Annotated in this window: 20 protein-coding genes; 9 read left to right on the top strand and 11 right to left on the bottom strand. The window is 66.2% G+C overall.

Features of this window, described 5'->3' with window-relative positions; all coding sequences use genetic code 11:
* Positions 1-27: 27 nt before the first annotated feature.
* On the bottom strand, positions 28-255 hold the full coding sequence (locus tag D7S89_RS01320) for a sulfurtransferase TusA family protein (RefSeq protein ID WP_121274923.1): 228 nt from the start codon (positions 253-255) through the stop codon (positions 28-30).
* A 347-nt stretch (positions 256-602) separates the two neighbouring features.
* Between D7S89_RS01320 and D7S89_RS01315 the strand changes: the two genes are divergently transcribed.
* Positions 603-3,914 (top strand): hypothetical protein, encoded by a 3,312-nt coding sequence (locus tag D7S89_RS01315; protein WP_183085062.1) that lies wholly within the window; start codon positions 603-605, stop codon positions 3,912-3,914.
* Positions 3,915-3,991: 77 nt separating this feature from the next.
* On the opposite strand, the gene D7S89_RS01310 is transcribed toward D7S89_RS01315, so the two are convergent.
* The 3 genes from D7S89_RS01310 to D7S89_RS01300 are packed head-to-tail and all read right to left on the bottom strand — an operon-like array spanning position 3,992 to position 6,991.
* Entirely contained in the window at positions 3,992-5,047 is a 1,056-nt protein-coding gene (locus tag D7S89_RS01310) for a Gfo/Idh/MocA family oxidoreductase (protein ID WP_121274921.1), read from the bottom strand.
* A gap of 47 nt (positions 5,048-5,094) precedes the next feature.
* Positions 5,095-6,117, bottom strand: coding sequence for an inositol 2-dehydrogenase (gene iolG / locus D7S89_RS01305; protein WP_121274920.1), 1,023 nt, complete (start codon positions 6,115-6,117; stop codon positions 5,095-5,097).
* Entirely contained in the window at positions 6,110-6,991 is an 882-nt protein-coding gene (locus D7S89_RS01300) for a MurR/RpiR family transcriptional regulator (protein WP_121274919.1), read from the bottom strand. Before D7S89_RS01300 ends, iolG begins: the two co-directional genes overlap by 8 nt.
* Positions 6,992-7,244: 253 nt before the next feature.
* Between D7S89_RS01300 and D7S89_RS01295 the strand changes: the two genes are divergently transcribed.
* The 7 genes from D7S89_RS01295 to iolB all read left to right on the top strand — a co-directional run bounded on the left by D7S89_RS01295 (position 7,245) and on the right by iolB (position 16,158).
* The gene (locus D7S89_RS01295; protein ID WP_121274918.1) at positions 7,245-8,303 is read left to right on the top strand and encodes a sugar ABC transporter substrate-binding protein; all 1,059 of its coding nucleotides are present in this window, start codon (positions 7,245-7,247) and stop codon (positions 8,301-8,303) included.
* Between the two features lie 115 nt (positions 8,304-8,418).
* Entirely contained in the window at positions 8,419-9,576 is a 1,158-nt protein-coding gene (locus tag D7S89_RS01290) for an ABC transporter permease (RefSeq protein ID WP_121274917.1), read from the top strand.
* Between the two features lie 19 nt (positions 9,577-9,595).
* Positions 9,596-10,408, top strand: coding sequence for an ATP-binding cassette domain-containing protein (locus D7S89_RS01285; protein ID WP_425470714.1), 813 nt, complete (start codon positions 9,596-9,598; stop codon positions 10,406-10,408).
* A 31-nt stretch (positions 10,409-10,439) separates the two neighbouring features.
* Positions 10,440-12,443: a bifunctional 5-dehydro-2-deoxygluconokinase/5-dehydro-2-deoxyphosphogluconate aldolase gene (locus D7S89_RS01280; protein WP_121274915.1), complete on the top strand. Its 2,004-nt coding sequence runs from the start codon at positions 10,440-10,442 to the stop codon at positions 12,441-12,443.
* On the top strand, positions 12,443-14,371 hold the full coding sequence (gene iolD / locus D7S89_RS01275) for a 3D-(3,5/4)-trihydroxycyclohexane-1,2-dione acylhydrolase (decyclizing) (RefSeq protein ID WP_121275970.1): 1,929 nt from the start codon (positions 12,443-12,445) through the stop codon (positions 14,369-14,371). Before D7S89_RS01280 ends, iolD begins: the two co-directional genes overlap by 1 nt.
* A 63-nt stretch (positions 14,372-14,434) precedes the next feature.
* Complete coding sequence (gene iolE / locus D7S89_RS01270; protein WP_121274914.1) at positions 14,435-15,346, top strand: myo-inosose-2 dehydratase; 912 nt, start codon at positions 14,435-14,437, stop codon at positions 15,344-15,346.
* Between the two features lie 8 nt (positions 15,347-15,354).
* A complete protein-coding gene (gene iolB, locus D7S89_RS01265; protein WP_121274913.1) occupies positions 15,355-16,158 on the top strand; it encodes a 5-deoxy-glucuronate isomerase in 804 nt (267 codons plus the stop codon).
* Positions 16,159-16,212: 54 nt separating this feature from the next.
* On the opposite strand, the gene D7S89_RS01260 is transcribed toward iolB, so the two are convergent.
* The 6 genes from D7S89_RS01260 to D7S89_RS01235 form a co-directional block, all read right to left on the bottom strand.
* A complete protein-coding gene (locus D7S89_RS01260) occupies positions 16,213-16,923 on the bottom strand; it encodes an ABC transporter ATP-binding protein (protein ID WP_121275968.1) in 711 nt (236 codons plus the stop codon).
* Complete coding sequence (locus tag D7S89_RS01255; RefSeq protein WP_121274912.1) at positions 16,923-17,672, bottom strand: ABC transporter ATP-binding protein; 750 nt, start codon at positions 17,670-17,672, stop codon at positions 16,923-16,925. Before D7S89_RS01255 ends, D7S89_RS01260 begins: the two co-directional genes overlap by 1 nt.
* The gene (locus D7S89_RS01250) at positions 17,669-18,901 is read right to left on the bottom strand and encodes a branched-chain amino acid ABC transporter permease (RefSeq protein ID WP_121274911.1); all 1,233 of its coding nucleotides are present in this window, start codon (positions 18,899-18,901) and stop codon (positions 17,669-17,671) included. Before D7S89_RS01250 ends, D7S89_RS01255 begins: the two co-directional genes overlap by 4 nt.
* Before the next feature lie 13 nt (positions 18,902-18,914).
* Positions 18,915-19,853, bottom strand: a complete 939-nt coding sequence (locus D7S89_RS01245) for a branched-chain amino acid ABC transporter permease (RefSeq protein WP_121274910.1) — start codon at positions 19,851-19,853, stop codon at positions 18,915-18,917.
* Positions 19,854-19,898: 45 nt separating this feature from the next.
* Positions 19,899-20,429 carry an NUDIX domain-containing protein gene (locus D7S89_RS01240; RefSeq protein ID WP_121274909.1) on the bottom strand — a complete coding sequence of 177 codons (531 nt, stop codon included), beginning with the start codon at positions 20,427-20,429 and terminating at the stop codon, positions 19,899-19,901.
* A gap of 99 nt (positions 20,430-20,528) precedes the next feature.
* The gene (locus D7S89_RS01235) at positions 20,529-21,785 is read right to left on the bottom strand and encodes a YbfB/YjiJ family MFS transporter (protein ID WP_245982580.1); all 1,257 of its coding nucleotides are present in this window, start codon (positions 21,783-21,785) and stop codon (positions 20,529-20,531) included.
* 181 nt (positions 21,786-21,966) lie between these two features.
* On the opposite strand from D7S89_RS01235, the gene D7S89_RS01230 reads away from it, so the two are divergent.
* Complete coding sequence (locus D7S89_RS01230; RefSeq protein ID WP_121274908.1) at positions 21,967-22,893, top strand: LysR substrate-binding domain-containing protein; 927 nt, start codon at positions 21,967-21,969, stop codon at positions 22,891-22,893.
* Positions 22,894-23,031: 138 nt separating this feature from the next.
* Here the strand turns inward: D7S89_RS01230 and alaS are convergent, their stop codons facing one another.
* Positions 23,032-25,656: an alanine--tRNA ligase gene (alaS, locus tag D7S89_RS01225; protein ID WP_121274907.1), complete on the bottom strand. Its 2,625-nt coding sequence runs from the start codon at positions 25,654-25,656 to the stop codon at positions 23,032-23,034.
* Positions 25,657-25,771: the final 115 nt, after the last annotated feature.

Here is a 25,771-nt window from a genome sequence, read left to right as displayed (position 1 = left end):
CAATGAGCGGTATGGGGGACGCGCGTGTCAGCGGCGCCGCATCAGAAAGACGAACGTCTTGTCCTGCGTCGAACTCTCGACGATCTCGTTGCCCGTCTGCTTCGCGAACGCGGCGAAATCACGCTGCGAACCGGGATCGGTGGCAAGCACCTTGAGGATCTGACCGCTCTCCATGTCGGCGAGCGCTTTTTTCGCGCGCAGGATCGGCAGCGGACAGGTCAGTCCGCGCGCATCGACTTCCTTGTGAATTTGCATCGGCAATCGGCCTTTGAATGGAAACGTCCCCGGCGCATCCCGCGGCAAGCGCGGCGCGAAACGAGGCGAACGCAAAGCGAGAGCGCATTTTACCGCAGGCAGGGCGCACCCCTTGCGCACGAAAGCCGCCAGCGAAGCTGGTTGCACCCTTTTACCGTACTTCAGTAGTCCTTCAGTAGTCGGCGGCCGATAAAAGTGCAACCTTTTACGAGTTTCGAGCGTAGCCGCTCCGTCATCCACCTTTCATACTTTTCCGGTATCGACGCACACCCGCATCGGCATATCGCATGAGGCCCGCCGGCGAGGTCCGCGTCACTTCCTCGCCCACCCTTACATTTGGAGCTCTCATGGGAGTACTCGTGGATCGCCCCGATGGCACGACCTTCGTCTACCATCCGCCCGTCGTCCCCCCCGCCCCTCAAACTACGCCGGCAGCCAGCACGCAGGCTCCCGCACCAACAAACGCGACGCCTGCCTCGAGCACGACGCCGGCTGCTCAGGCGCCGAGCCCTGGCACGGGCTTCCTGACTTCGGGCACGACGCTCAAACCGGGTCAATCGATCCGCTCGCCCAACGGGCAATACGAGCTGATCATGCAGACCGACGGCAATCTCGTGTTGCACGATCTAGCGAACGACAAGGCACTCTGGTCGTCGAACACGGCGGGCAAAGGTGCTCAGAGCGCCACGATGCAGGCTGACGGTAACCTCGTCGTCCTCAAGGGCGATCAGGCGGTCTGGTCGAGCAACACGGGCGGCAAGCCCGGCTCGTTTCTGAAGCTTCAGGACGACGGCAACGCCGTCGTTTACACGCCCAACCCCAATGGTGGCCCGAGCGTGCCGGCCGCCAACTGGAGCTCGGGCACGAACGCGCTCCCCGTCGACGCACCGAATAACGCCCCCCCGTCAGCGCTGCCGCCCGTGACGTCCCCGACGGCCGGACTGTTCCAACCCGGCCTTCCTCCGGTGGGCGAGCAACAGGTCGATGGACAAGGGAAGCCGGTGCTCGATCAGCATCGGCAGGATCTTGCGACACAGGAGAATCAGCTGGTCGACCAGATCAACAAAGAAACCGATCCGGCCAAGCAAGCCACCCTCAGGCAGCAACTGAGCGGGGTGTTCTATCAGGAGCTCGACTATGCCGGCTCGCAAGAGTCCGTGCCGGACCCGAACCAGCTCGCTACAACTATCGCCTCGCACAAGCCGGAGCTCGATCCGCAGGCCCAACAGCGCCTGAACTTCATCAAAGCGCACGATCCGGACGCCAGACTCGCCCCCGACGAATTCAACGACGCACTCGCCACCGCCAAGGCCAGCTATAACGCCGATCTCCAGAAACAGGGCCGCACGGCCGATCAGATCGGCAAGATCAGCGATGCCGCGAAGTCAGGCAACTGGCAGCAAGTCACGGACCTGACCAAGCAACAGCTCACCGACTTCGCCAAAAACGATGAGGGCACGGCGGCACTAGGCGATGTCTCGGCGCGAGGCTCCGTCTATTTGACCTATGCCGGCGGCGGCGACCCGAAGTTCATCAAGGCCGTCCAGGACGGCATCCAGCAAGCGCAGCAGTACGTTGGAGTCGACAAGCCCATTCAGGAGGTGCAAGACGCCTATACGAAGGGCGGCCTCGGCGACGCGGCGAAGGCGCTCGACGAAAAGACCGACCCGCAGACCACGACGCCCGATCAGGTACGTCTGATCATGAGCGATCCGCGCGTCCAATCACTCATCAAGGACGGACTCGGCAAGGTCGATTGGAAGGACCCGAAGTCCAACGCCGTCATCACCCACCTCTCGGCGGCGTGCCAGCATGCCATCGAAAGCGATCAAGGGAACCCCGGCGCCGGCAAGAAGGCAGCGGACCAGATCGCCGACACATTGCTGGCGCAGAGCGATGTGAAGAGCGACCCCACGTCCAACGCCTACACCTTCGCGGACTACGCCTCGCCCGGCGTGGGCGGCGCCCCGTCCAGGCTGTTCGACGCGCTCTCGCTCGCCACTGCGCACGGCAACGTGGGGCTGTCGCTCGCCCTCGCCTCGCAAGCCGGCGCGACGAACCATCCGGATCTTCAAAAAACCGCCATTGATGCTGCCCGCACCGGGCTCGACGGCTACGCGCATGGCGTGAGCGATCTGAACAAGCAGACCGACGCGGATGAGCAATTCCTCAAAGACGCGATCCACAACTTCGGCGGCGACAGCACGCAGGACCAGCTGTTGCAGCACATCAAGACGGTAATCGACAAAGACCCCGACGACGCAAAGAAGCTCAACGACGACGGCTTGAAGGTGATCCAAGAGGCCGACCAGGTCAATTCCCTCAAAATGGCAGTAGCCGCCTATTCGCCCGATCTCAATGGCGTGCAGGGCTTCAATCAGGATGGCAAAACGGACATTCCGGGCTTGGGAGTGAAGATGCCGAGCGTGGTTCAGGCGCTAGGCAGCGTGCCGACCATCATGGGCCCGATGGGTTCGGGCGACTCGGGGCCTGGCAATACGCCGCCCACCAGCACGCTCTGGCTCCAGCGCTCGACGCGCAACCTCGTCTATACGTCCGCTCAGGCGCTCTTCGAAGACAACCCCGACAACGTGCCGGACAAACTCTTGAACAAGGTCGCGACGATGGGCGAGGATGGCAAAGCCACGCTCAAACCCTTCGTCCAGAAAGCGAACAAAATCCTGAGCGCGGGACTCTTCTTCGAGAACTCGGCGTGGGTAAGCAAAAGCTGGAACGGCGGCATCCTCACCCGAAACTTCCTCGAGAACGGATCGTATGCGCTCATGCATGGCGCAATGGGCACGTCGCACGCGATGCAAGGAACGCTTCCCGAGTCGGCCCTTCGTCCCGGGTCGGACAATACCTTGTTCGCCAAAGCGCTCGACAATGCGTTGGGGAGCCTCAAAGATTCCGACAAGGGCGACTTGACCAAAAAGCTATTTGGAGGCGCGCTGGGCGCGGTTGCCAAGGACGGCTCCGATGCCATCTACCTCCCGTTCGACACGTACAACGCCTACGACAGCTTCTTCCAGCAACAGGGCCCGGGGCACGATTTGCATGGCGCCGGCATGACGCTCAGCGCGCTGGGCGACGCCGCCTTCCTCACGAACAGCGGCATGGACGCGCTTGCCGGTGCTGGAATCATTGGGACGGATGCCACCTTCCTCGGCGTGGGCATGGGCGCCGTGGGCTGGACCGGCATCGGTGCCGTTGTGATGCTTGCGGGCGCCGGCATTTATACGATTGGCAGCGAAGAGTCGAATTCGCATGCGTTCGACGCCAGCAACAAAGATTTCCTCATCGGGATGGGCGTGCACGAGAACATTGCCGAGCAGCTCGCGAAGCACAAGTTCGGCGGCGACTCGGCGGGTCCGTCGATGATGGATTACATGAAGTACGGCAAGCTATCGGAACAAGACGCGGTGAAGTGGCTCAACACGCTGACGCCGGACCAGGCCGACCATTTCGCTACGGCGCTCAAGGACGCCGTAAACGTGTGGGGAGACACCGATGCCGATCACAAGGCGGCCGATGTCAATCAGTATCTGAAGGACCAAGGCATCAAACCGCCGTTCGACGTGGCATCCAACAGCAAGCCGGACCAGTTGAATCCGCTGGAGCCGTGGCGGTACGACACTGGGATCATCCTGCCGTCATAACCGCACGCCGTCGGGCCGGCCAGGAAAGAGCGCCAACGCGCAAGGTGAGCCGCTCCGGCTCGATCGCAGTTGGCGAGCTACAACGTAACCGGCACCCCGCTCGCCAGCGCCTCGCGCATGGCATGGCCGATGCGCGTCGCTTCGAGCGCATCGGCCAGCGTGGCACCGGCATCCTGCGTATCCGCCCTGCCCGCCTGGCGCACTGCGATCGCTTCGACGAACGCCTGTGCCTCGCGCAGGAACGCCTCTTCGAAGCGGTCGAAGAACGTCGGCGTGCACGCGTTGCGCACGCCGCCGGCATCATAGATCTCGACACGGTTCGCACGCGGATTGTGGCCGATCGCGAGCGCGCCGGCCGTGCCGATCACCTCGCTCTGCGTATCGCAGCCGTGCGCCATCGTGCGCGAGGCATAGAACACGGCGAGCCGCCCACCTTCGAATTCGACGACAGCGACGCCGTTGTCGACGTCGCCGCATGCGCGCAACCCCTCGTGCAATGCGATCGTCCCCGTCGCGTAGACGCGCGTGGCACGCGCATTGCCGAAGAACCAGCGTGCCACGTCGATGTCGTGCACGGTGCAGTCGAGAAAGATGCCGCCCGAGGTCGGAGCAAAGCGCACGAAAAAGCCGTCGGGGTCGTTCTTGTCGGTGGTCTGCGAGCGAATCATGAACGGCCGCCCGATCGCACCGGCCGCAGCCTGCTCGTAGGCATCGCGATAGCTGGGATCGAAGCGACGCATGAAACCGATCGTCGCCTGCAGATGCGGATACTCGCGCGACAAGGCCAGCACACGCTCGCACTCGGCCACATCGAGCGACAACGGCTTCTCGCAGAACACGTGCTTGCCCGAGCGCAACGCCGCGACGATCTGCTCCGCGTGCAGCGACGACGGCGTGACGAGCCATACGGCGTCGAGCTCACGATCGTCGAGCATGGCCTCGTAATCGGCGTAAAGGCGAGGTGCGGGCAGCGTCTCGCGCGCCCACGCGCGCTCCTCGTCGAGCGGACTGCAGGCGGCCGCCAGCACCGCGCCGGGCACGCGATACGCGAGATTCATTGCATGCCGCTTACCGAGCCGCCCGAGCCCTGCCACGCCCATTCTCACGGGCGCGCTTGATGCGTTCGTCGTCATCGCCCCTCTCCCGCCTTCAGGTCTTCATGTCGTCGTCATACCGGCTCTTACGCGCCGCAGCCGACGCGCACCGTGCGGCCTTCGCGCCACGACAGCGAGGCGGCTTCGGCCAGCTCGAGCGCCTTCACGCCATCGGCGATCGTCGTGCGCACGGGTGTACCGCCCGTGATGGCCTCGAAGAAATGCGCGATCTCGTTCGCATAGGCAGCGCGATAGCGTTCGAGAAAAAACGGCTCGGGCACGTCGGTCGACACGGCGCGCGCGGAATAAGCCGTCACCTCGGTCGGTCGCACGTTGCCGGCTTGCAGCATGCCGCCGCTGCCGAGCACCTCGAAGCGCTGGTCGTAGCCGTAAGCGGCGCGGCGCGTCGTGTTGATCTGGCACAGGCGCCCGCGCTTCGTGCGAATCGTCACGGCCGTGCAGTCGATATCGCCCGCATCGAGAATCGCCGGATCCGTCAGGCAACTGCCCGTCGCGTGCACCGTGTCGGCTTCGTCGTCGAGAATCCAGCGGAAGATATCGAAGTCGTGGATCAGCATATCCTTGAAGATGCCGCCCGAGCGCCGGATGTACTCGACGGGCGGCGCACCAGGATCGCGGCTCGTCACGACGAGCATCTCGGGCGTGCCGATCTCGCCTGCATCGAGCCGGGCCTTGACGGCCGCGAACGTCGGATCGAAGCGCCGCTGAAAACCGATCATGCAGACGACGCCCGCCCGCTCGACGGCCTGCGCGCAGCCACGCGCGCGGTCGATCGCGAGATCGACGGGCTTCTCGCAGAACACGTGCTTGCCCTGCGCAGCCGAGCGTTCGATCAAGTCGGCGTGCGTGTCCGTGCTCGAGCAGATGACCGTTGCGCCCACTGCACCATCGGCCAGCGCCGCGTCGGCGTCGACCGCTTGCGCGCCGTGCTGCGCGGCCAGCGCGCTAGCGGCCGCGCGATCGACGTCCACCACGTATTTGAGCCGCACACCGCGCTGGCGTGCGAGATTGGCCGCGTGGATGCGGCCAATGCGTCCTGCGCCGAACACCGCGACGTCGATTTGAGCGCCGCGTTCGTGATCAGTCATCGTATCCTCCGGTGTCCTTGGATTCCTCTACGTTCAACTCGAGCCTGTATGCGAGCGCCACGAACAGCGCCTGACACAGGCAGATCGTGCTCGTCAGCGCGCGAAACGCGAACGCGCTGCCTTCCTTCACGAACAATTGCGCACTCGCGTAGCGCGCGAGCGGCGACAAGCGGCTGTCGGTGATGACTAGCGTCTGCGCCTGGTGATGGTGCGCGACGCGCAGGCAGTACTGCGTCTCGCGGCCATAAGGCTCGAAGCTGATGGCGATCACCACGTCGCCCTTTTTGACGCCGCGGATCTGCTCGCGGAACATGCCGCCGAAACCCGACACGAGATGCACGCGCTTGGCCGTGTGCTGCAACGCATAGACGATGTAGCTCGCGACCGGGAATGAGCGGCGCACGCCGATCACGTAGATGTTCTCGGCATGCTCGAGCATCGTCACGGCGGCCTCGAACTGCTCGTCGTCGAGCGACTGCTCGAGCTCGTCGAGCCCATGCCGGCAGGCGGCCACGAACTCGCGCGCGACCGAGCCGCCGGAGAGCCGCCCGGGCTTGTCGTCGATGAGCTTGCGAATCCGTTGCTGGTAGGTCTGCCCAGACGAACTCTGGCCCGTGTAGGCCTGCTTGAACACCTCCTGCAGATCGGAGAACCCCGAGAAGCCGAAGCGCTGCGCAAAGCGCACGACGGCCGACGGGTGGACGCCGCAGCGCTCGGCGATGTCGCTGGTGCGATCGACCATCACGCTCGAGCGGTGCTGCTCGAGATACGAGGCCACGCTCTTCAGCTGCCGCGGTAATGCGTCGTACGAATCGGCGATGCGCTGCATCAGCTCGTCGACGCTCGGCAATTCGTCGCTCTGGTCGTCCTGCATGGCTCGTGGTCCTCTTCAAATGGCGCGTGTCGTCGGGCGCTGCTTTCCCCGCGTCTTCTCGCGACGGCACGGTAGACGATGCGGATTATAGGCAGCCACGCGGTGAAATGGAAATAATTTTCCATTTTCTTTGATCGTGAAATTTTCTTTGCAATCATTCTTAAGTTCGCCTACTCTTTTTCGTGAGTGGTGCAACGCCAGCCGATCCGCTTGCCACTCGCCGACGAAAAAAACTTCGAACAGGTGGAGACAAATGAGACTTTGCAACCGCAAGGCCGCCCTCAGAACGTTCGCCGTCACGCTGAGCAGCGCGCTCTCTTTCGCTTTCGGCCCGTTCGCGGTGCCGACGGCGCATGCAGCAGAAGCGAATTTCGTGCTGATCAGCCACGCGCCCGATTCGGACTCCTGGTGGAACACGATCAAGAACGCGACCCAACAGGCGGACGAGGACTTCAACGTCAAGACCGACTACCGCAATCCGCCGAACGGCGACATCGCCGAAATGGCACGCCTCGTCGAACAGGCCGCGGCGCGCAACTACGACGGCGTCATCACGACGATCGCGGACTACGACGTGTTGAAGAACTCGATCGAGAAAGTCACGCAAAAGAAGATCCCCCTCGTGACGATCAACTCCGGCACGGAGGAGCAAAGCGAGCAGCTCAAGGCCATCATGCACGTGGGGCAGCCCGAATACGCCGCGGGCAAGGCGGCCGGCGAGAAAGCCAAAGCGGCGGGCATCAAGTCGTTTCTGTGCGTGAACCACTACGCCACGAATCCTGCCTCATTCGAACGCTGCCGCGGCTTTGCCGAGGCGATCGGTGCCGATCTCAAGCGCTCGGTGCTCGACTCGGGCCAGGATCCGACCGGCGTGCAAGCGAAGGTGAGCGCCTATCTGCGCAACCATCCGCAAACCCAGGCGGTGCTCACGCTGGGGCCGCTCTCGGCCGAGCCGACGATCAGCGCGCTCAAGCAAATGGGCATGGCCGGCAAGATCTGGTTCGCGACGTTCGATTTCTCGAATGAAATCGCCAAGGGCATCGAGGACGGCACGATCCGGTTCGCGATCGATCAGCAGCCCTATCTGCAAGGCTATATCCCGGTGGCCGTGCTCGCGATCGTGAAGAAGGAGCACACCACGGACCCGGCGAAGATCGAAAAGATCCTGCAGGCCAATCCGAAGTTCCAGCAGCGGCTCAAGGAATACGGGCTCCAGCCCGTGTACGAGCCGAAGACCATCCGCTCGGGCCCCGGCTTCATCACCAAGGCCAATCTCGACAAGGTCGAGAAATACGCAGGCCAATATCGCTGATCGTGTGCCGGCGGCTGATCGGGCAACACGCCGCCGGCCTCGTTCGCCATTCGCAAGCATGACCCCGAGCGCGGCGCGAACCGCCTCGAACCGCACCGCGTCAAGGAGACATTCGATGGGCGTCGTCGATCACTTCCACTTGAACTTGCGCAAGCATGAGCCGCCTGCTCCGCCGCCTGGCGCGATAGCCGACGAGCGCATGCGTCGCGAATCGTGGGTGAAGCAATTGCTCAATCGTCCCGAGTTTGCCGCGCTCGCGGGGACGGTCATGGTGTTCGTCGTCTTCGCGATCGGCGCGGGCGACTCCGGCATGTTCAATCTCGACGGCATCATGAACTGGTCGCAGGTCGCCGCGTACCTGGGCATCATCGCCGTCGGCGCGTGCCTGCTCATGATCGCCGGAGAGTTCGATCTATCGATCGGTTCGATGATCGGGTTCGCCGGCATGATGGTCGCGTTACCGACGATGTACTTTCACTGGCCCATCGAGCTCGCGATCGTGTTCGCGTTCGCCGGCTCCATGCTGCTCGGCGCCCTGAATGGGTATCTCGTCATGCGCACGCGGCTGCCCTCGTTCATCGTCACGCTCGCGTTCATGTTCATCCTGCGCGGCTTGACGCTGGCGCTGTCGGTCATCTTCGCGAACCGCACGATCATCTCGGGTGTCGGCGACGTCGCCGCGCACAGCCCGCTAGCGCATGCGCTGTTCCAGGGTGTCGCCTTGCACGGCCTGTTCCGCTGGCTCGGCCATGCCGGCTTCGTGCACTTGCTCGAGAACGGCGAGCCACTCGTGCCGGGCGTGCCGAAAGTGATCGTCTGGTGGCTCGCGCTCGCCGCCATCGGCGCCTTCACGCTGGCCCGAACGCGCTTCGGCAACTGGATCCTGGCCGCGGGCGGCGACGCCAATGCGGCCAAGAACGTCGGCGTGCCCGTCAAGCGCGTGAAGATCCGTCTGTTCATGCTGACCGCATTCTGCGCGTGTCTGTTCGCGGTGCTGCAAGTGTGCGACATCGGCTCGGCCGCCGCGGACCGCGGCCTGCAGAAGGAATTCGAAGCGATCATCGCGGCCGTGATCGGCGGCACGTTGCTCACAGGCGGCTACGGCTCGGTCATCGGCGCCTGTTTCGGCGCGCTGATCTTCGGCGTCGTGCAGATCGGCATCACCTACACGAACATCGACTCGGACTGGTTCCGCGTCTTCCTCGGCATCATGCTGTTGCTGGCCGTGCTGTTCAATCACTATGTCCGAAGCCGCGTAGCGGCTTCGCGTTGACGCGATGGAGGAAACGATGATGAACGACGTCGCCCTCTCGCCAAGCGCTGAAGACACCATCCTCGCGCTCGAAAACGTGAGCCGCTATTTCGGCAACGTGATCGCGCTGAAGGACGTGACGCTCAAGTTGCGGCGCGGCGAAGTGCACTGCCTGCTCGGCGACAACGGCGCAGGCAAGTCGACACTGATCAAGACGCTGGCGGGCGTGCATGCGCCCAGTGAAGGCATCTACCGCGTCGATGGCCAGCCCGTGCATTTCGCTTCGCCCAAAGATGCGTTGGATCTCGGCATCGCAACCGTCTATCAGGACCTCGCACTCGTGCCGCTGCTCTCGATCGCACGCAACTTCTTCATGGGGCGCGAGCCGCAGAAGAAACTGTTCGGTATCCTGAATACGATCGACATCGAGCTGGCCGCAACGACGGCGCGCGAGAAGCTCGCCGAGATGGGCATCCATGTGCGTGACCCGCATCAACCGATCGGCACGATGTCGGGCGGCGAACGGCAATGCCTCGCGATCGCGCGGGCCATTTACTTCGGCGCCCGCGTGCTGATTCTCGACGAGCCGACGGCCGCCCTGGGCGTCAAGCAGAGCTTCAACGTGCTCAAGCTGATCCACAAGGCGCGCGAGCGCGGCATCTCGGTCATCTTCATTACGCACAACGTGCACCACGCGTACCCGATCGGCGATTCGTTCACGCTGCTGAACCGCGGACGCTCGATGGGCACGTTCACGAAGGACACGATCAGCAAGGAAGCCGTGCTCGACATGATGGCCGGCGGTGCCGAGATGCAAAAGATGATCGCCGAACTCGACGGCGCCACGATCTGACGCGAACCACGACGATCCACAAGGACTATTCATGGCTGCCTCTCCCCCTCCCTCGGCCGGCGCGAGCCGCTTTGCCAGTGGCCGAGCGCTCGACATCATTTGCCTGGGCCGTCTGGCGGTCGACCTGTACGCCGAGCAGATCGGCGCGCGGCTCGAAGACGTGACGAGCTTCGCCAAGTATCTGGGCGGCTCATCGGCCAACATCGCGTTCGGCTGCGCGCGGCTCGGCCTCGCCTCGGCCATGCTCGCGCGCGTCGGCGACGACCACATGGGCCGCTTCCTGACCGAGACGCTCGCGAACGAAGGCTGCGACGTGAGCCACACGCGCATCGACAGGGAACGGCTCACGGCGCTCGTGCTGCTGGGCATCAAGGACCGCGACACGTTTCCGCTGATCTTCCACCGCGAAAACTGCGCCGACATGGCGCTCGACGAGCACGACTTCGACGAAGCCTTCATCGCCTCGAGCAAGGCCCTCCTCATCACCGGCACGCATTTCTCGACCGAGACGGTCAATCGCGCGAGCCGCCGGGCGCTCGATTACGCGCGCCGCAATCAGGTCCGCACGGTACTCGACATCGACTATCGTCCTGCGCTGTGGGGCCTGACGGGCAAGGCCGACGGCGAGACGCGCTTCATCGCTAACGAAGGCGTGACAGCCCATTTGCAGCGCATCCTGCCGCTGTTCGATCTCGTCATCGGCACCGAGGAGGAGTTTCGCATCGCGGGCGGCAAGCACGAGCTCATCGATGCGCTTGCGATGGTGCGCGCGGTCACGAGTGCGACGCTCGTCATCAAGCGCGGCCCGCTTGGCTGCACGATCATCGACGGCAAGGTGCCGGCCTCGATCGACGAAGCCCCCACCGAGCTCGGCGTCGAAGTCGAGGTGCTGAACGTGCTCGGCGCCGGCGATGCGTTCGCGTCAGGCTTTTTGTCGGAATGGCTACACGATGCACCGTTGCCGCGCTGCGCGCAGACGGCCAATGTGTGCGGCGCGCTCGTCGTGTCGCGTCACGGCTGCGCCCCGGCCATGCCGACGCTCGCCGAACTCGCCTATTTCCGCGACGCCGCCGCGCGCGAGCCAGTTCGCCTGCGCCGCCCTGACCTCGACGTCAAGCTCGCACGCCTGCATCGCGTCAGCGTCAAGCGCCGCGCTCACGAGGAAGTGCTGGGCTTCGCCTTCGATCATCGCAATCAGTTCTTCGAGCTCGCGCAGCAAACGGGCTCCGGCGAAGCGCGTATCGCGCAGCTCAAGCGCCTGTTCGTCGAAGCCGTCGCACAGACCGAAGCCGAGCTGGGCCTGCAAGGACGCATCGGCGTGCTCATCGACGATCGCTATGGCCAGGACGCGCTGAACGCCGCCACCGGCCGCGGCTGGTGGATCGGCCGCCCGGTCGAACTACCGGGCTCGATGCCGCTCGTGTTCGATCACGGCCGCTCGATCGGGACCACGCTCGCGAGCTGGCCGCGCGAGCATGTCGTCAAATGCCTCGTGCACTACCACCCCGACGAACCGATCGAGGAACGGCTCGAACAGGAAGCGCAACTGCGCACGCTCTACGACGCCGTGCAGGCCAGCGGCCACGCGCTGCTGCTAGAAGTGATTCCGCCCAGACGCACGCCGTTGAGCGATGCCCCCGATACCGTCTATCGCGCACTCAAGCGCCTGTACAACATCGGCATCCAGCCCGAATGGTGGAAGCTCGCGCCGATGGATGCCCAGCAATGGCTGGCCGTCGATGCCCTCGTCACCGAGCGTGATCCCTACTGCCGCGGCGTCGTGCTGCTGGGGCTGTCGGCCGGCGTCGAGCAATTGAGCGAAGGCTTTCGCGCGGCCGCGGCCTCGAAGACCTGCAAGGGCTTCACGGTCGGCCGCACGATCTTTCACGAGCCGAGCCGCGCCTGGCTGGCCGGCGAGATCGACGACGCGCAAGCGATCGCTAGCGTGCGTGCCATCTTCGAAACGCTGATCGGCGCTTGGCGTGCAGCCCACGCGGAGCCAAGCCCGGCTGCGGCACGACGGGAGGCGGCGTAATGAACACTCGCGACAGCCATGCCGCTGCGATGGGCGCAGCGCACGCGCAATCGAGTACCGTGCGGCTGACGGCCGCCCAGGCACTCGTGCGCTATCTGGCCGCACAGCAGGTCGAGATCGAGCACGACAGGGGCCGACGCGTGACCGTGCCGCTGTTCGGCGGGGTGTTCGCGATCTTCGGCCACGGCAACGTGGCCGGCATCGGCGAAGCGCTGCATCAGCATCGCGACGTCCTGCCGACTTACCGTGCGCACAACGAACAGGCGATGGCGCACAGCGCGATCGCCTATGCCAAGGCACACATGCGCCGCCGCATGATGGCGGTGACGACCTCGATCGGCCCCGGCGCGACCAACCTCGTCACGGCAGCGGCGCTCGCGCACGTGAACCGGCTGCCCGTTCTGCTGCTGCCCGGCGACACCTTCGTCTCGCGCGCGCCGGACCCGGTGCTGCAACAGGTCGAAGACTTTCACGATGCGGGCGTGTCGGCCAACGACACACTCAAGCCCGTCTCGCGCTACTTCGACCGCATCGTGCATCCGGCCCAGTTGCTGACCGCCCTGCCACGCGCGCTCCGTGTACTGACCGATTGCGCCTTGTGCGGCCCGGTCACGCTCGCGCTGCCCCAGGACGTACAAGCGATGGCCTACGACTATCCGCGCGACTTCTTCGCGCCGCGCGTCGTTCCGTTCCCTGCGCCCATGCCCGATGCGGCCGAGCTCGATGTCGCGCTGACGCGTTTGCGCGCGGCCAAGCGCCCGATGATCGTCGCCGGCGGCGGCGTGCTCTACAGCGAAGGCGGCGCGCACGCGCTGCGCGCGTTCGCCGAGCGGCATGGCATCCCGGTCGGCGAAACGCAGGCGGGCAAAGGCGCGCTCGCGTGGGACCATCCGCTCAACGCGGGCGCGATCGGCGTGACGGGCTCAAGCGCATCGAACACGCTCGCGCACGAGGCCGATTGCGTCCTCGCCGTCGGCACACGTCTGCAGGACTTCACGACGGGCTCCAACACGCTGTTCACGCAGGCCTACGTCATCGGCCTCAACGCCAACGCGTTCGACGCCATCAAGCATCGCGCGACGACGCTCGTCGCCGATGCCCGGCACGGCCTCGACACGCTCAGCGCACTGCTCGGCGACTGGGCCGCCGACCTGGCCTGGACCGAACGCGCCCGCCTGCTTGCCGTCACCTGGCGCGACACGGTCACGCACCGCACCCATGCGCCACCAGCCGCGGACACGCTCCCCTACGATGCCGACGTGATCGGTGCCGTGCAACGCTCGGCCGCCCGCTCGCCCGAGGACGACATCGTCGTGTGCGCGGCCGGCACGCTGCCCGCCGAGTTGCACAAGCTGTGGCGCGCGGGGCGTCCGGGCGCCTATCACGTCGAGTACGGCTACTCGTGCATGGGCTACGAAATCGCGGGCGGACTCGGCGTGAAGCTGGCGCGGCCCGAGCGCGAGGTCGTCGTGATGGTCGGAGACGGCAGCTATCTGATGATGAACAGCGAGATCGCGACGTCGGTCATGCTCGGCGCCAAGCTCATCGTCGTCGTGCTCGACAATCGCGGCTACGGCTGCATCAACCGCTTGCAGCAAGCGTGCGGCGGCGCCCCGTTCAACAACCTGCTCGAAGACTGCCTGCAAGGACCGCACGGCGCGCCGGCGATCGACTTCGCCGCGCATGCGCGCGCGCTCGGCGCGCAGGCCGAGCATGTCGCGAATCTGGCCGAACTCGCCGAGGCGCTCGAGCGAGCCCGTGCGGCCGATCGCACTTATGTCGTCGTCATCGACACCGACCCGGCCCGCACGACCGACGACGGCGGCTGGTGGTGGGAAGTGGCCGTGCCGGAGGTATCGACACGTGACGCCGTACGGACGGCGCGCGCGGCCTATGACGCGCATGTCGCGGCCCGCGAACGCGATTGACCGAGCCCGGACAGGGTGCCCTGAACGTTGAAAACCGCAACTCATGCCCGAAAGGAATCCAGCATGACCGACTTTGAAGTGCGCATCGGCATCAACCCGCTGTCCTGGATGAACGACGACCTGCCCTCGCTCGGTGGCGAGACGCCGCTCGACGTCGCGCTCGGCGAAGGACGCGCGATCGGCTATACCGGCTTCGAGCTCGGCAACAAGTTTCCGCGCGAGCCGCAGGCACTCAAGGCGCTGCTCGCGCAATACGATCTTGCCCTCGTGTCGGGCTGGTACTCCGGGCGGCTCGCCCAGCGTAGCGCCGAAGAGGAGATCGATGCGGTCGGCCCACATCTGGAGCTGCTCGCGAAAGCCGGTGCCACGGTGATGGTCTACGGCGAAGTCGCCGATGCCATCCAGGGTGAGCCCCTACCGCTCTATCAGCGGCCGCGCTTCTTCACGGCCGCGCAGTGGGACGCGTATGGCGAGCGCATCGACCGCTTCGCGCGCTATACGTTGTCGTGCGGCGTGCGTGTGGCCTATCACCATCACATGGGGGCCTATGTCGAAACGCCCGCCGACGTCGACAACCTGATGGCGCGCACGAGCGAAGCCGTCGGGCTGCTGCTCGACACGGGTCACATCACGTTCGCGGGCGGCGATCCGCTGGCCGTGCTCGAGCAGCATTTCGCGCGCGTGTGCCACGTGCATTGCAAGGACGTGCGACCCGCCGTCGTGCAGCTCGCACGCAATCGCAACTGGACGTTTCTCGAAGCCGTCATCAACGGCGCGTTCACGGTGCCCGGCGACGGCGCCGTCGATTTCGCGGCCATCGTCGATCGGCTCAAGCACGGCGGCTATCGTGGCTGGCTCGTCGTCGAAGCCGAACAAGATCCGATCGTCGCGCCGAGCTTCGAGTACGCGCAAAAAGGCTATCGCACGCTGCGCTCGCTCGTCGATGCGCCGCTTGCGCCATGCCCGATATCGTAGGAGGTCGTATGAGCCTGCTCGTAAAAGCCCAGCGCGAGGGCATGACGATCGCGCGCGTGACGCCCGAAACCGCAGAGTGGCGTTATGTCGGCTTCGTGGCGTACCGCTTGCAGCGCGACGAGGTGCTTTACGTGTACGAGAAGGCGCGCGAATCGTGCCTCGTCGTGCTGGCAGGCGCCGTGACGATCGAGGTCGACGGCACGACCTGGACCAGCGTCGGGGCACGCGACAGTGTGTTCGAGGACGCCGCGCCGTACGCCGTCTATCTGCCGCCCAACCTGCGCGCGACCGTGCGCGCCGAACGCGATGCCGAGCTCGGCGTGGCCAGCGCGCCGGCCCAGGGGCGCTATGGCGCGCGCCTGATCGAGCCCAGGCAGATGCAGCGTTCGGTGCGCGGCAAAGCGCTCAACACGCGCTACGTCTGCGATATCCTGCCGCAAACCGAGCCGGCCGAATCGCTGCTCGTCGTCGAAGTGCGCACGCCCGGCGGGCATTCGTCGAGCTATCCGCCGCACAAGCACGATGCCGACAACGTCCCGCTCGAAAGCGCGCTCGAAGAGACCTACTACCATCGGCTGAACCCGCCACAAGGCTTCGCGTTCCAGCGCGTGTACACCGATGCGCGCGACATCGACGAATCGATGGCCGTCGAAGATCACGACGTCGTCATGGTGCCGCGCGGCTATCATCCCGTCGTCATACCGTACGGCTATGACTCGTACTACCTGAACGTGATGGCCGGCCCGCAGCGCGCGTGGCACTTCAAGAACGACCCCGCGCACGAATGGATCTTGACGCGCGATACGCGTTGAGGCCCCTGCGGACGAATGGCGTCGTCAGGTATCGCCGAGCACCGGGCGACCGACTCAGCGGCCCAGCGCAAGCCACTCGTCGACGACGCCCGGCTCGAGCAGGCCCTCGCGCGCCGTCGCCACGATGCGCCCGTGCCCCATCACGGCCACGCGCGAAGCGATCTCGCGCGCGATCGAAAGACGCTGTTCGATCAGCAGCACCGCACCGCCCTCGTCGCGCAGTGCCGTCAAGCACGCCATGACCTGTTCGACGGCACGTGGCGCGAGGCCCTCGGTCGGCTCGTCGACGATCAGCACACGCGGCTCGCCGAGCAACGCGCGCGCGAGCGCGAGCATCTGCTGCTCGCCGCCCGACAAGACGCCCGCCTTGGTCGTACGGCGCTGAGCCAGTAACGTAAAGCGAGCGAATGCCGCCTCCACCGCTCGACGCGCGGCGCGCGCCGCCGTGCGCGGCTTCACGCCGAGCAACAGATTCTCCTCGACCGTCAACTCGGCGAATACGTCGCGTTGCTCGGCGACGTAGCCGAGGCCGCGCTGCGCGATCTCGAACGTCGGACTAGCGATCAGCTCGTGACCGTCCAGCTGCACCGAACCCGCACGCTCGACGAGCCCCATCAGCGCTTTCGCGCACGTCGAACGGCCTGACCCGTTGCGACCGCACAAGAGCACGATCTCGCCCGCGTGCAGGTCCAGATCGACGCCATGGAGCACCTGGGCCTCGCCATACCAGGCGCGCAGACCGCGCACCGCCAGGTGCGACGTCATCATGCTCGCGCCTCGCCGAGGTAAGCCGCGCGCACGGCTGCGTGCTGGCGGATCGCCTGGGGCGTCCCGGTCGCGATGATGCGTCCCTGTACGAGCACCGATACACGATCGGCGAGCCCGAAGACGGCCTCCATGTCGTGCTCGATCATCACGAGCGTCTTGCCCTCGCTAACTTTACGCAGCAGCCCGATCGCGCGTGCGGCTTCCTCGCGGTTCATGCCGGCCGTCGGCTCGTCGACGAGCAACGTATGCGCGCCGCTCGCCAGCGCGATGCCGAGATCGAGCGCACGCTGCTCGCCATAGCTGAGCGCGCCGGCCAGCGCGTCTTCGACGTGCTCCAGCCCGAGCGCCTCGAGCACGTCGCGCGAGCGCTTTTGCACCTCGCTCGAATGCCGCCACCAGCGTCGCCAGCGCGCCGGCCCGTTGCCGCCACACAGCACCGCGCAGCGCAGGTTCTCGATCACGCTCAGGCGCGGGAACAGGTTGGTCGTCTGAAAACTGCGCGCCAGGCCCAGGCGTCCGAGCTCGTGCGGCGCATGGCCCGTGACGTCACGGCCGTTCAATTCGACGCGCCCCGCATGAGGCCGCAGCACGCCGCCGATCACCTGAAACAGCGTCGACTTGCCGGCACCGTTCGGCCCGATCAAGGCATGCCGCTCGCCCGCCTCGATCGACAAGCTCACGTCATCGAGCACGCGCGTCTTGCCGAAGCGCTGCTCGATGCCGGTCAACACGAGCGCCGCGCTCATCGCCCGTCCTCGCGGTCGCGACCACGTCCGCGGCCAACGATGCGTGAAACGCCGAACGCAGCCAGTGCCCCGGCTGCGGCGAAGCCCACCACCGCGACCCACGTCGACGGCGCCGCTGCATCGAACGCGAGCGCGCCGACCCGCCAGACGCCGCCGCCCTCTACCGCCAGCGCGCGCGCATAGACCGACTCGACTGCGATCACGAGCGCGACAAGCCAAGCGAGCGCAGCCAAGGCACGCAGCGCATACTCGCGTGCCAGCGCCGGCCACGTCCCGCGTGCGCAGTGTGCGGCGTGGCGCTCGAGGGCGCCGGCTAGCCCACCCGGCGCCCGCATGACGACCGCGATGAAAACCAGCCCCAGATAAAGCGGCCACGCTCGCGTGACCGTCGCGAGCGCGACGCTGAAGAACGTCAGCACGAACGCGCCGAGCACGGGGCCGAAGAACGTCGCGCTGCCGCCAATGACGGTCGCGATCAGCACCGCGCCCGAGCGCGCCATGCCGACGCCTTCGGCCGAAGCCAGCTCGACGTTGATGAGACTCAACGCACCTGCGACGCCAGCGAAGAACGATGCCGCCACGAACATCGCATAGCGGATGCGCCGCGGATCGGTACCCAGAGAGGCGACGCGCATCGCGTTGTCGCGCACGGCATTGGCGAGTCGCGCGAACGGCGTACGGGTCAGCGCAATCATCGCAGCGCTTGCGAGCAGGCACCAGAGCGCGACGACACCGTACGCCTCGCGCGCCGGGCCAAAGCTCAGCGCGCCCCACGACGGGCCGCTCGCGCGATCGATCGCGATACCCGCCGCGCCGCCGAATCCCTCGGGCAGCGTCCAGGCCGCTGCGGCAGCCAGCTCGCCGATACCGAGCGTGATCATCGCGAACGCGGTGCCCGCGCGACGGGTCGCGACGAAGCCGAAGACACTGCCTGCACAGGCTCCCGCCGCACCGCCCACGAGCGGCAGCAGCGGCAACGGCACCCCACCGCGATTGAACAGATGGGCGGCCGCGAAGGCGGCCAATCCCGCATAGGCCGCGTGACCGAACGACAGCAGCCCGGTCTCGCCGAGCAACAGGTTGTAGGACAGCGCGAAGACGATCATCGTCGCCGTCTGCGCGAGGTACGCGAGCAGCCAGCTCTCGCGCACGACGAATAGCGGTGCCGCCAGCACCGGAAGCAGGATCAGCCAAGGCACGAAGCCGCGGATCGTACGTTGCGAAGTCATGTCGGATGCCCCATTACGCGTCGGCGCCACGCTGGCCGAACAGCCCGCGCGGACGACAGGCGAGCATCGCCACGAGCAGCACGTACGGCACGAGCGGCGCCAGTTGCGCGACCGACAGCTGCGCCCACGCCGGCGCGAGCGGCAGCCCTGCGGCGGCCGCCAGCGTACCGAGCGAAAGCGTGCTCGTCGCGGCAAACGTCTGCACGAATCCAATCGCCAGCGATGCGACAAAGGCACCGACGAGCGAGCCGAGCCCACCCACGATCACGACGACGAACACGATCGACCCGACGGCCTCGGCCATGCCGGGCTCGAGCACCGCGAGCGGCGCGCCGATCACGCCGGCCAGGGCAGCCAGCGCGGTGCCGAGCGCGAACACGAGCGTCGCGATGCGGGGCACATCGTGGCCGAGCGCTTGAACGGCATGCGCATGCGTGAGCGCCGCGCGCAGCACGAGCCCCGTGCGCGAGAAGCGCAATACGACGGCCAGCGCGCCGAGCGTCGACACCGACGCGGCCATCATGAACGCGCGATAGCGAGAGAACGCCGTGCCGTGCCAGACGAACAACGGCGCATCGAGCGCGGGCGGCAACGGTATCGACAGCGTGCCGAGTCCCCAGATCAACTTGACCGCCTCGGCGAGCAGATAGGCGACGCCGAACGTCAGCAGCAACTCGTGCAGCGGCCCATGGGCGCGCACGCGGCGCAGCAAGTGTCGTTCGAGCATCGCGCCGACCGCACCGACCGCAAGCGGAGCCAGCACGAGCGCAGGCCAGAATCCCGCGCGCGCGGCGACGGTATAGCCGACATAGGCCCCGAGCATGTAAAAGCTCGCGTGCGCGAAATTGAGCACGCCGAGCATGCTGAAGATCAGTGTGAGCCCCGACGACAGCATGAACAAGAGCAGCCCGTAGCTGAGCCCGTTCAGTGCCGCGACCATCCACGACTGCACGTTCGTCCGCTCCTTGCGCCGCGCGCGTTATGCGACGACGAGCGGCTACTGGCCGGCTCGCTCGACGAACTCGAACGGCAACCCGCGGCGGCGCATCCACTCGCCGAGCGCCTGCCCGGTACCGGCGCGCCACGGACGCAGCATGGCCGGCTCGACGAGACGATACTCGAGCAGTTCGGGCGACAGCGAGATCGTGCCGTGCGCGCGCACGTGATACGCGATGATGAGCTCGTTCTTGCGGATGAACTCATAGACACCGATCAGCTCGGTCGTGTCGACATGGAGCGAAGTCTCCTCGAGCACCTCGCGCGCGACGCCGTCTTCAGGCGTTTCGCCGTTTTCGAGAAAACCGGTGATCAGCGCAAACACGCCTTCTTCCCAAGCCGCGTTGCGCGCGAGCAGGATCTTGCCTTCGTACTCGACGATCGCCGCGACGACAGGCACCGGGTTGTTCCAGTGCACATAGCCGCACTCGGTATCGGGACAAAGACGGCGCAGCCGGGCGCCGTCCTCTTCGGGATCTGTCCGGTCGATCAGAGGTGTCGCGCAATGCGGGCAGAAACGGTAGTCGCTCATGGGCGTGTGAGGGAGAGGTCGGGAAAACGGCGCCCGAAGGCTGAAACGCGCACATTCTAGCGGCTTTGCGTGACCGGCGCCCACGGGCTGCCGCGGACGCTAGCGTCGCGGCCGCCTGCGCGCCGCGAGCACCGTCAAGCCGGCCGCCCCCACCATCAACACGGCTGCCGCGAGCCACAGCGCGAGCCCGAACGAGCCCGTGCGCGCGGCGATCGGCGCAGCCACGAGCGGTCCCGCTATCTGGCCGACGCCATAGGCCGCCGTCGCATAGCCCATCAACCCCGCCGCGTGATCGCCGCGCAGACGCCGGGCCTCGCGCATCGCAAACAACGTGATCGCCGTAAAGGGCGCGCCGATCAGCATGCTGCCGAGGGAGAAGCCGGCCGCGTTCGGCCATACGATGCCGAACACGATACCGAGCGCCTGCACCACGTAGCAGGCCGCGAGCAGCAGGCGGTTGTCCCATGCCGACGGCAGGCGCGCCGCAAACAGCGCACCGGGAATCAAGGCGGCGCCGAACATGGGCCAGAACAGATCGGGCCATGCCGAGCCTGGCAAGGCCTGCCGCGCGATCACGGGCAGGAACGTCGCCGTGATGATGTAGCCGAAGCCCGGCATGCCGTACAGCAGCACGAGCCATGCGCCTTCGGCACGCTGCGCGCGCCCCGCTGCGGGCGCTTCCGCCTGGGTATGGCCCACCTGCAGCTTGCCGCTGCCGGCAGCGCTGGCCGGCGTTGCGGGCCGATCGTCGCGTGAGCCCAATGCGCGCGGCGCAAAGGTTCGCCACACGACCACGGTCAACAGCGCCGAAAGCACGCCGAAGCCGAGCCACCCGACTGAGGCGCCGCGTTGCGCAAGCGCGCTGGTGACGAGCCCCGTCGCCACGATTCCGATGCCGGGACCGGTGTAGATGAGGCCGCTCCAGGCAGGCTCGCCGAGTCGCGCCAGCCGCGCGAGTCCCCATTGCGAAGCAAACACGAACGTCCACGCACTGACGGCGCCGGCCACGAAGCGAATCGCAGCCCAGACCCAGAACGTGCCGATCAGCCCCATGCCGAGCGTCAAGCACACCGTCGCCACGAGTCCGGCGCGCACGACACGCCCCGGCTCCACGCGCAGCGCCGCGCAAGTCATGGCCCCGATGAAGTACCCGGCGTAGTTGGCCGAGGCCAGCCAGCCGCCTTGCCGCAAGTCGAGCCCACCGCCGTGCAGCATCAGCGGCAGCAGCGGCGTAAACGCAAAACGCCCCACGCCGAGCGCAACCGCCAGTACCACCATGCAGGCCAGCGCCACATGCGCGGGGCCAGGCGTTGCCGTGAAGCGGCGCTCACCCGTATCGCCAACGATATCGCCCATGAAAAATCTCGTCCGAAGAAAATCAGACCGCACCGCGCGGAGCGGTTCCCAGACGGATCGAGCACGCACCGAGCCGATGCCTCGGCAATTGGACGAATCTATCTTCATCACCGATGCTACTCCGCGCCACCCATCTCTAAAAATGAATTATATTGATCGAACTGATCTCCAGGAGAGAACCATGGATCTGGCCGCGCTCAACATCTTTCGCGCCGTGGTGCACGAGAACGGCGTGACGCGTGCCGCCGCCAAGCTGAACCGCGTCCAGTCGAACGTGACGATGCGCATCAAGCAGCTCGAGGAACAGCTGGGCACCGAGCTGTTCGTACGCGACGGCCGCCGTCTCGTGCTGACGCCGGCTGGCGAGACGCTGCTGCCCTACGCCGAGCGGCTGCTCGCGCTGGCCGACGAAGCGCGTCATGCGTTGCGCGCAGACCGCCCGAGCGGGCGCCTCGCGCTCGGCACGATGGAGAGCACGGCCGCGAGCCGCCTGCCCGCCGTCCTCGCGCGCTACCACCAGCAATGGCCCGAAGTCGCGCTCGAGCTGACCACCGGCACCACCGGGTGCCTGATCGAGCGTGTGCGCAAGTTCGAGATCGATGCGGCCCTCGTCGCCACGCCGCCCGAGCTGGCCGAGCAAGGCGGCGCCTTCGGCGAGCCGTTCGAGGCCGTGCCCGTCTTCCGCGAAGCGCTCGTGATGCTGACCCCGCGCGGCCATCGGCCGATCCGCTCGGCCCGCGACATCGCACTCGCGACGCTGATCGCCTTCGAGCATGGCTGTGCCTATCGCGGCTATGTCGAGCGGTGGTATGCCGAGCACGGCATCCGCCCTGCCCGCGTGCTCGAGCTGGGCTCCTATCACGCGATCGTCGCGTGTGTGGCAGCGGGCGCCGGCGTGGCTGTGGCGCCGCGCTCGGTGCTAGATTTGCTGCCTGGGGGGACGAACGAGGTGACGCTGCATTCGCTGGGCGAGCTGGGTGCCGTCGACACCCAGCTGATCTGGCGCCGAGGCCATTTTTCGGCCGCGCTCAATGCGCTGCGCACCGCCTTGCTCGAGCCTGTACCGGCCGCTCCGGCCGGTAGCGCGGCGGTGCTTCAACCTACCTGACCAAGCGGCCAAACAGCCGAGGTCGGCTGCCGAACCTGCACACTCGACCGACGAAAAAAACCGCGAGCAACGCTGCCCGCGGTTTTTCGATCTTGATCCTTCCTGCTCGCGATGCCGCCTCGGCGGCATCGCAGGCGATCACAGCTGGGCTTGCACCCAATCCTTCACGCCGGCCAGCGCTGCCGGCAGCTTGGCCGGTTCAGTCCCGCCCGCCTGAGCCATGTCCGGACGGCCACCACCCTTGCCGCCCACTTGCTGCGCGACGAAGTTCACGAGCTCACCGGCCTTGACCTTCTTGCTCGCATCGGCCGTCACACCCGCAATCAGGCTGACCTTGCCGCCATCGACCGCCGCCAGCACGATCGCCGCATGCTTGAGCTTGTCCTTGAGCTTGTCGACGGTTTCGCGCAGCGTCTTCGCATCGGCGCCTTCGAGCGTGGCGGCCAGCACCTGCACGCCGGCCACGTCGACAGCCTGCGCCGCGAGCTCGTCGCCCTGGCTCGACGCGAGCTTGGACTTGAGCGCCGCCAATTCCTTCTCGAGCGACTTGACCTGATCCTGCACTTGGCCAATACGCTGCGTGAGCTCCGACGGCTGCGCCTTGAGCGCCGCGGCGACCGCGTTCACGCGCGACTCGAGCGTCTGCACGTAGTGCACGGCGTTGTCGCCCGTCAGCGCCTCGACACGGCGCACGCCGGCTGCGACGCCGGTTTCGGCGACGATCTTGAAGAAGCCGATGTCGCCCGTGCGATGCACGTGCGTGCCGCCGCACAGCTCACGCGAGAAACCGAGGTCGAGCACGCGCACTTCGTCGCCGTACTTCTCGCCGAACAGCGCCATCGCGCCGCCCTTCACCGCTTCGTCGAACGGCATCACGCGCACGACGCCGGGCGCGTTCGCGAGCACTTCCGCGTTGACGATAGCCTCGACGCGACGGATTTCCTCGTCACTCATCGGCGCGTTGTGGACGAAGTCGAAACGCGTCTTCTCGGCATCGACGAGCGAGCCCTTTTGCTGGACGTGCGAACCCAGCACTTCGCGCAGCGCCTTGTGCATCAGGTGGGTGGCCGAGTGATTACGGGCCGTGCGGGCGCGGCGAATCGCATCGATCTCGGCCTTCACGACGTCGCCGACCTTCAGCACGCCTTGCTCGAGCGTGCCGTGGTGACCGATCACGTCGGCCTGCACCTTCAGCGTGTCGGCGACCGCAAAGCGCACGCTCGCGTTCGCGAGCACGCCCGTGTCGCCAACCTGGCCGCCCGATTCCGCGTAGAACGGCGTGTGATCGAGTACGACGACGGCATCCTGCCCCTTCGCGACTTCCTGTACCGCCGAGCCATCGACGTACAGCGCGATGACCTTCGCATCGTCGAAGATCTGCTCTTCGTAGCCGTGGAACGTCGTTTTCGCGCCCGAATAGTCGAGGCCTTGCGCCATCTTGAACTTGCCGGCCGCGCGCGCCTGCTCGCGCTGACGCGACATCGCCTCGTCGAACGCCGGTTCGTCGACGCTCATGCCGCGCTCACGGCATACGTCGGCCGTCAGGTCGAGCGGGAAGCCGTAGGTATCGTGCAGCTTGAACGCGATCTCGCCGTCGAGCACCTTGCCGCCCTTCGCTTCGAGCTCGGCCAGCGCCGCTTCGAGAATCGACATGCCGTGCTCGACGGTTTCGAGGAAGCGCTCTTCCTCCTGACGCAGCACGTCGGTCACGCGCGCCTGCGCGTCGGCGAGTTCCGGATAGGCGTCGCCCATCTGCGCGACGAGATCGGCCACGAGCTTGTGGAAGAACGCGTGCTTGCAGCCGAGCTTGTAACCATGGCGGATCGCGCGGCGCACGACCCGGCGCAGCACGTAGCCGCGGCCTTCGTTGCCCGGAATCACGCCGTCGACGATCAGGAACGAGCACGCGCGGATGTGATCGGCGATCACCTTCAGCGAGTTGTTCGTCAGGTCGGCTACGCCGGTCTCGCGTGCTGCGGCCTTGATGAGCGCCTGGAACAGGTCGATCTCATAGTTGCTGTGCACGTGCTGCAGCACCGCCGCGAGACGCTCGAGGCCCATGCCCGTGTCGACGCACGGCTTGGGCAGCGGCGTCATGTTGCCCTGCGCATCGCGGTTGAACTGCATGAACACGAGATTCCAGACCTCGATGTAGCGGTCGCCGTCTTCTTCAGGCGATCCCGGCGGGCCGCCCCAGACGTCGGGACCGTGGTCGTAGAAGATTTCCGAGCACGGACCGCACGGACCCGTATCGGCCATTTGCCAGAAGTTATCGGACGCATAGCGCGCGCCCTTGTTGTCGCCGATGCGGATGATGCGCTCGGTCGGCACGCCGACTTCCTTCGCCCAGATGTCGTAGGCCTCGTCGTCTTCCTGATAGACCGTGACCCACAGCTTTTCCTTCGGCAGCTGGTAGACGCTCGTCAGCAGCGTCCAGGCGTAATGGATCGCGTCACGCTTGAAGTAGTCGCCGAACGAGAAGTTGCCGAGCATCTCGAAGAACGTATGGTGGCGCGCGGTATAGCCGACGTTCTCGAGGTCGTTGTGCTTGCCGCCGGCGCGCACGCTGCGCTGCGCGGTGGTCGCACGCGTGTACGGACGCGACTCGGCGCCGAGGAACACGTCTTTGAACTGCACCATCCCCGAATTGGTGAAGAGCAGCGTCGGGTCGTTGCCGGGCACGAGGCTCGACGAGCGGACGATCGAATGGCCCTTCGATTCGAAGAACTTGAGGAATTTCTCGCGGATTTCGGCGGCTTTCATAGAGGACTGGGGGACGACGGTCTCGACCGGAAAGCAGCCACGCCTGGACAGGCCGGGCTACTCTCACCTAAACGACCAATTATACGGAAATGTCGCGCGTGCGCCCTCACCGGGC

This window comes from Trinickia fusca, assembly GCF_003628145.1.
Classification (GTDB): Bacteria; Pseudomonadota; Gammaproteobacteria; order Burkholderiales; family Burkholderiaceae; genus Trinickia; species Trinickia fusca.
The sequence above is the reverse complement of the archived record's forward strand: the minus strand, read 5'-3'. Positions and strand labels throughout refer to the sequence as shown.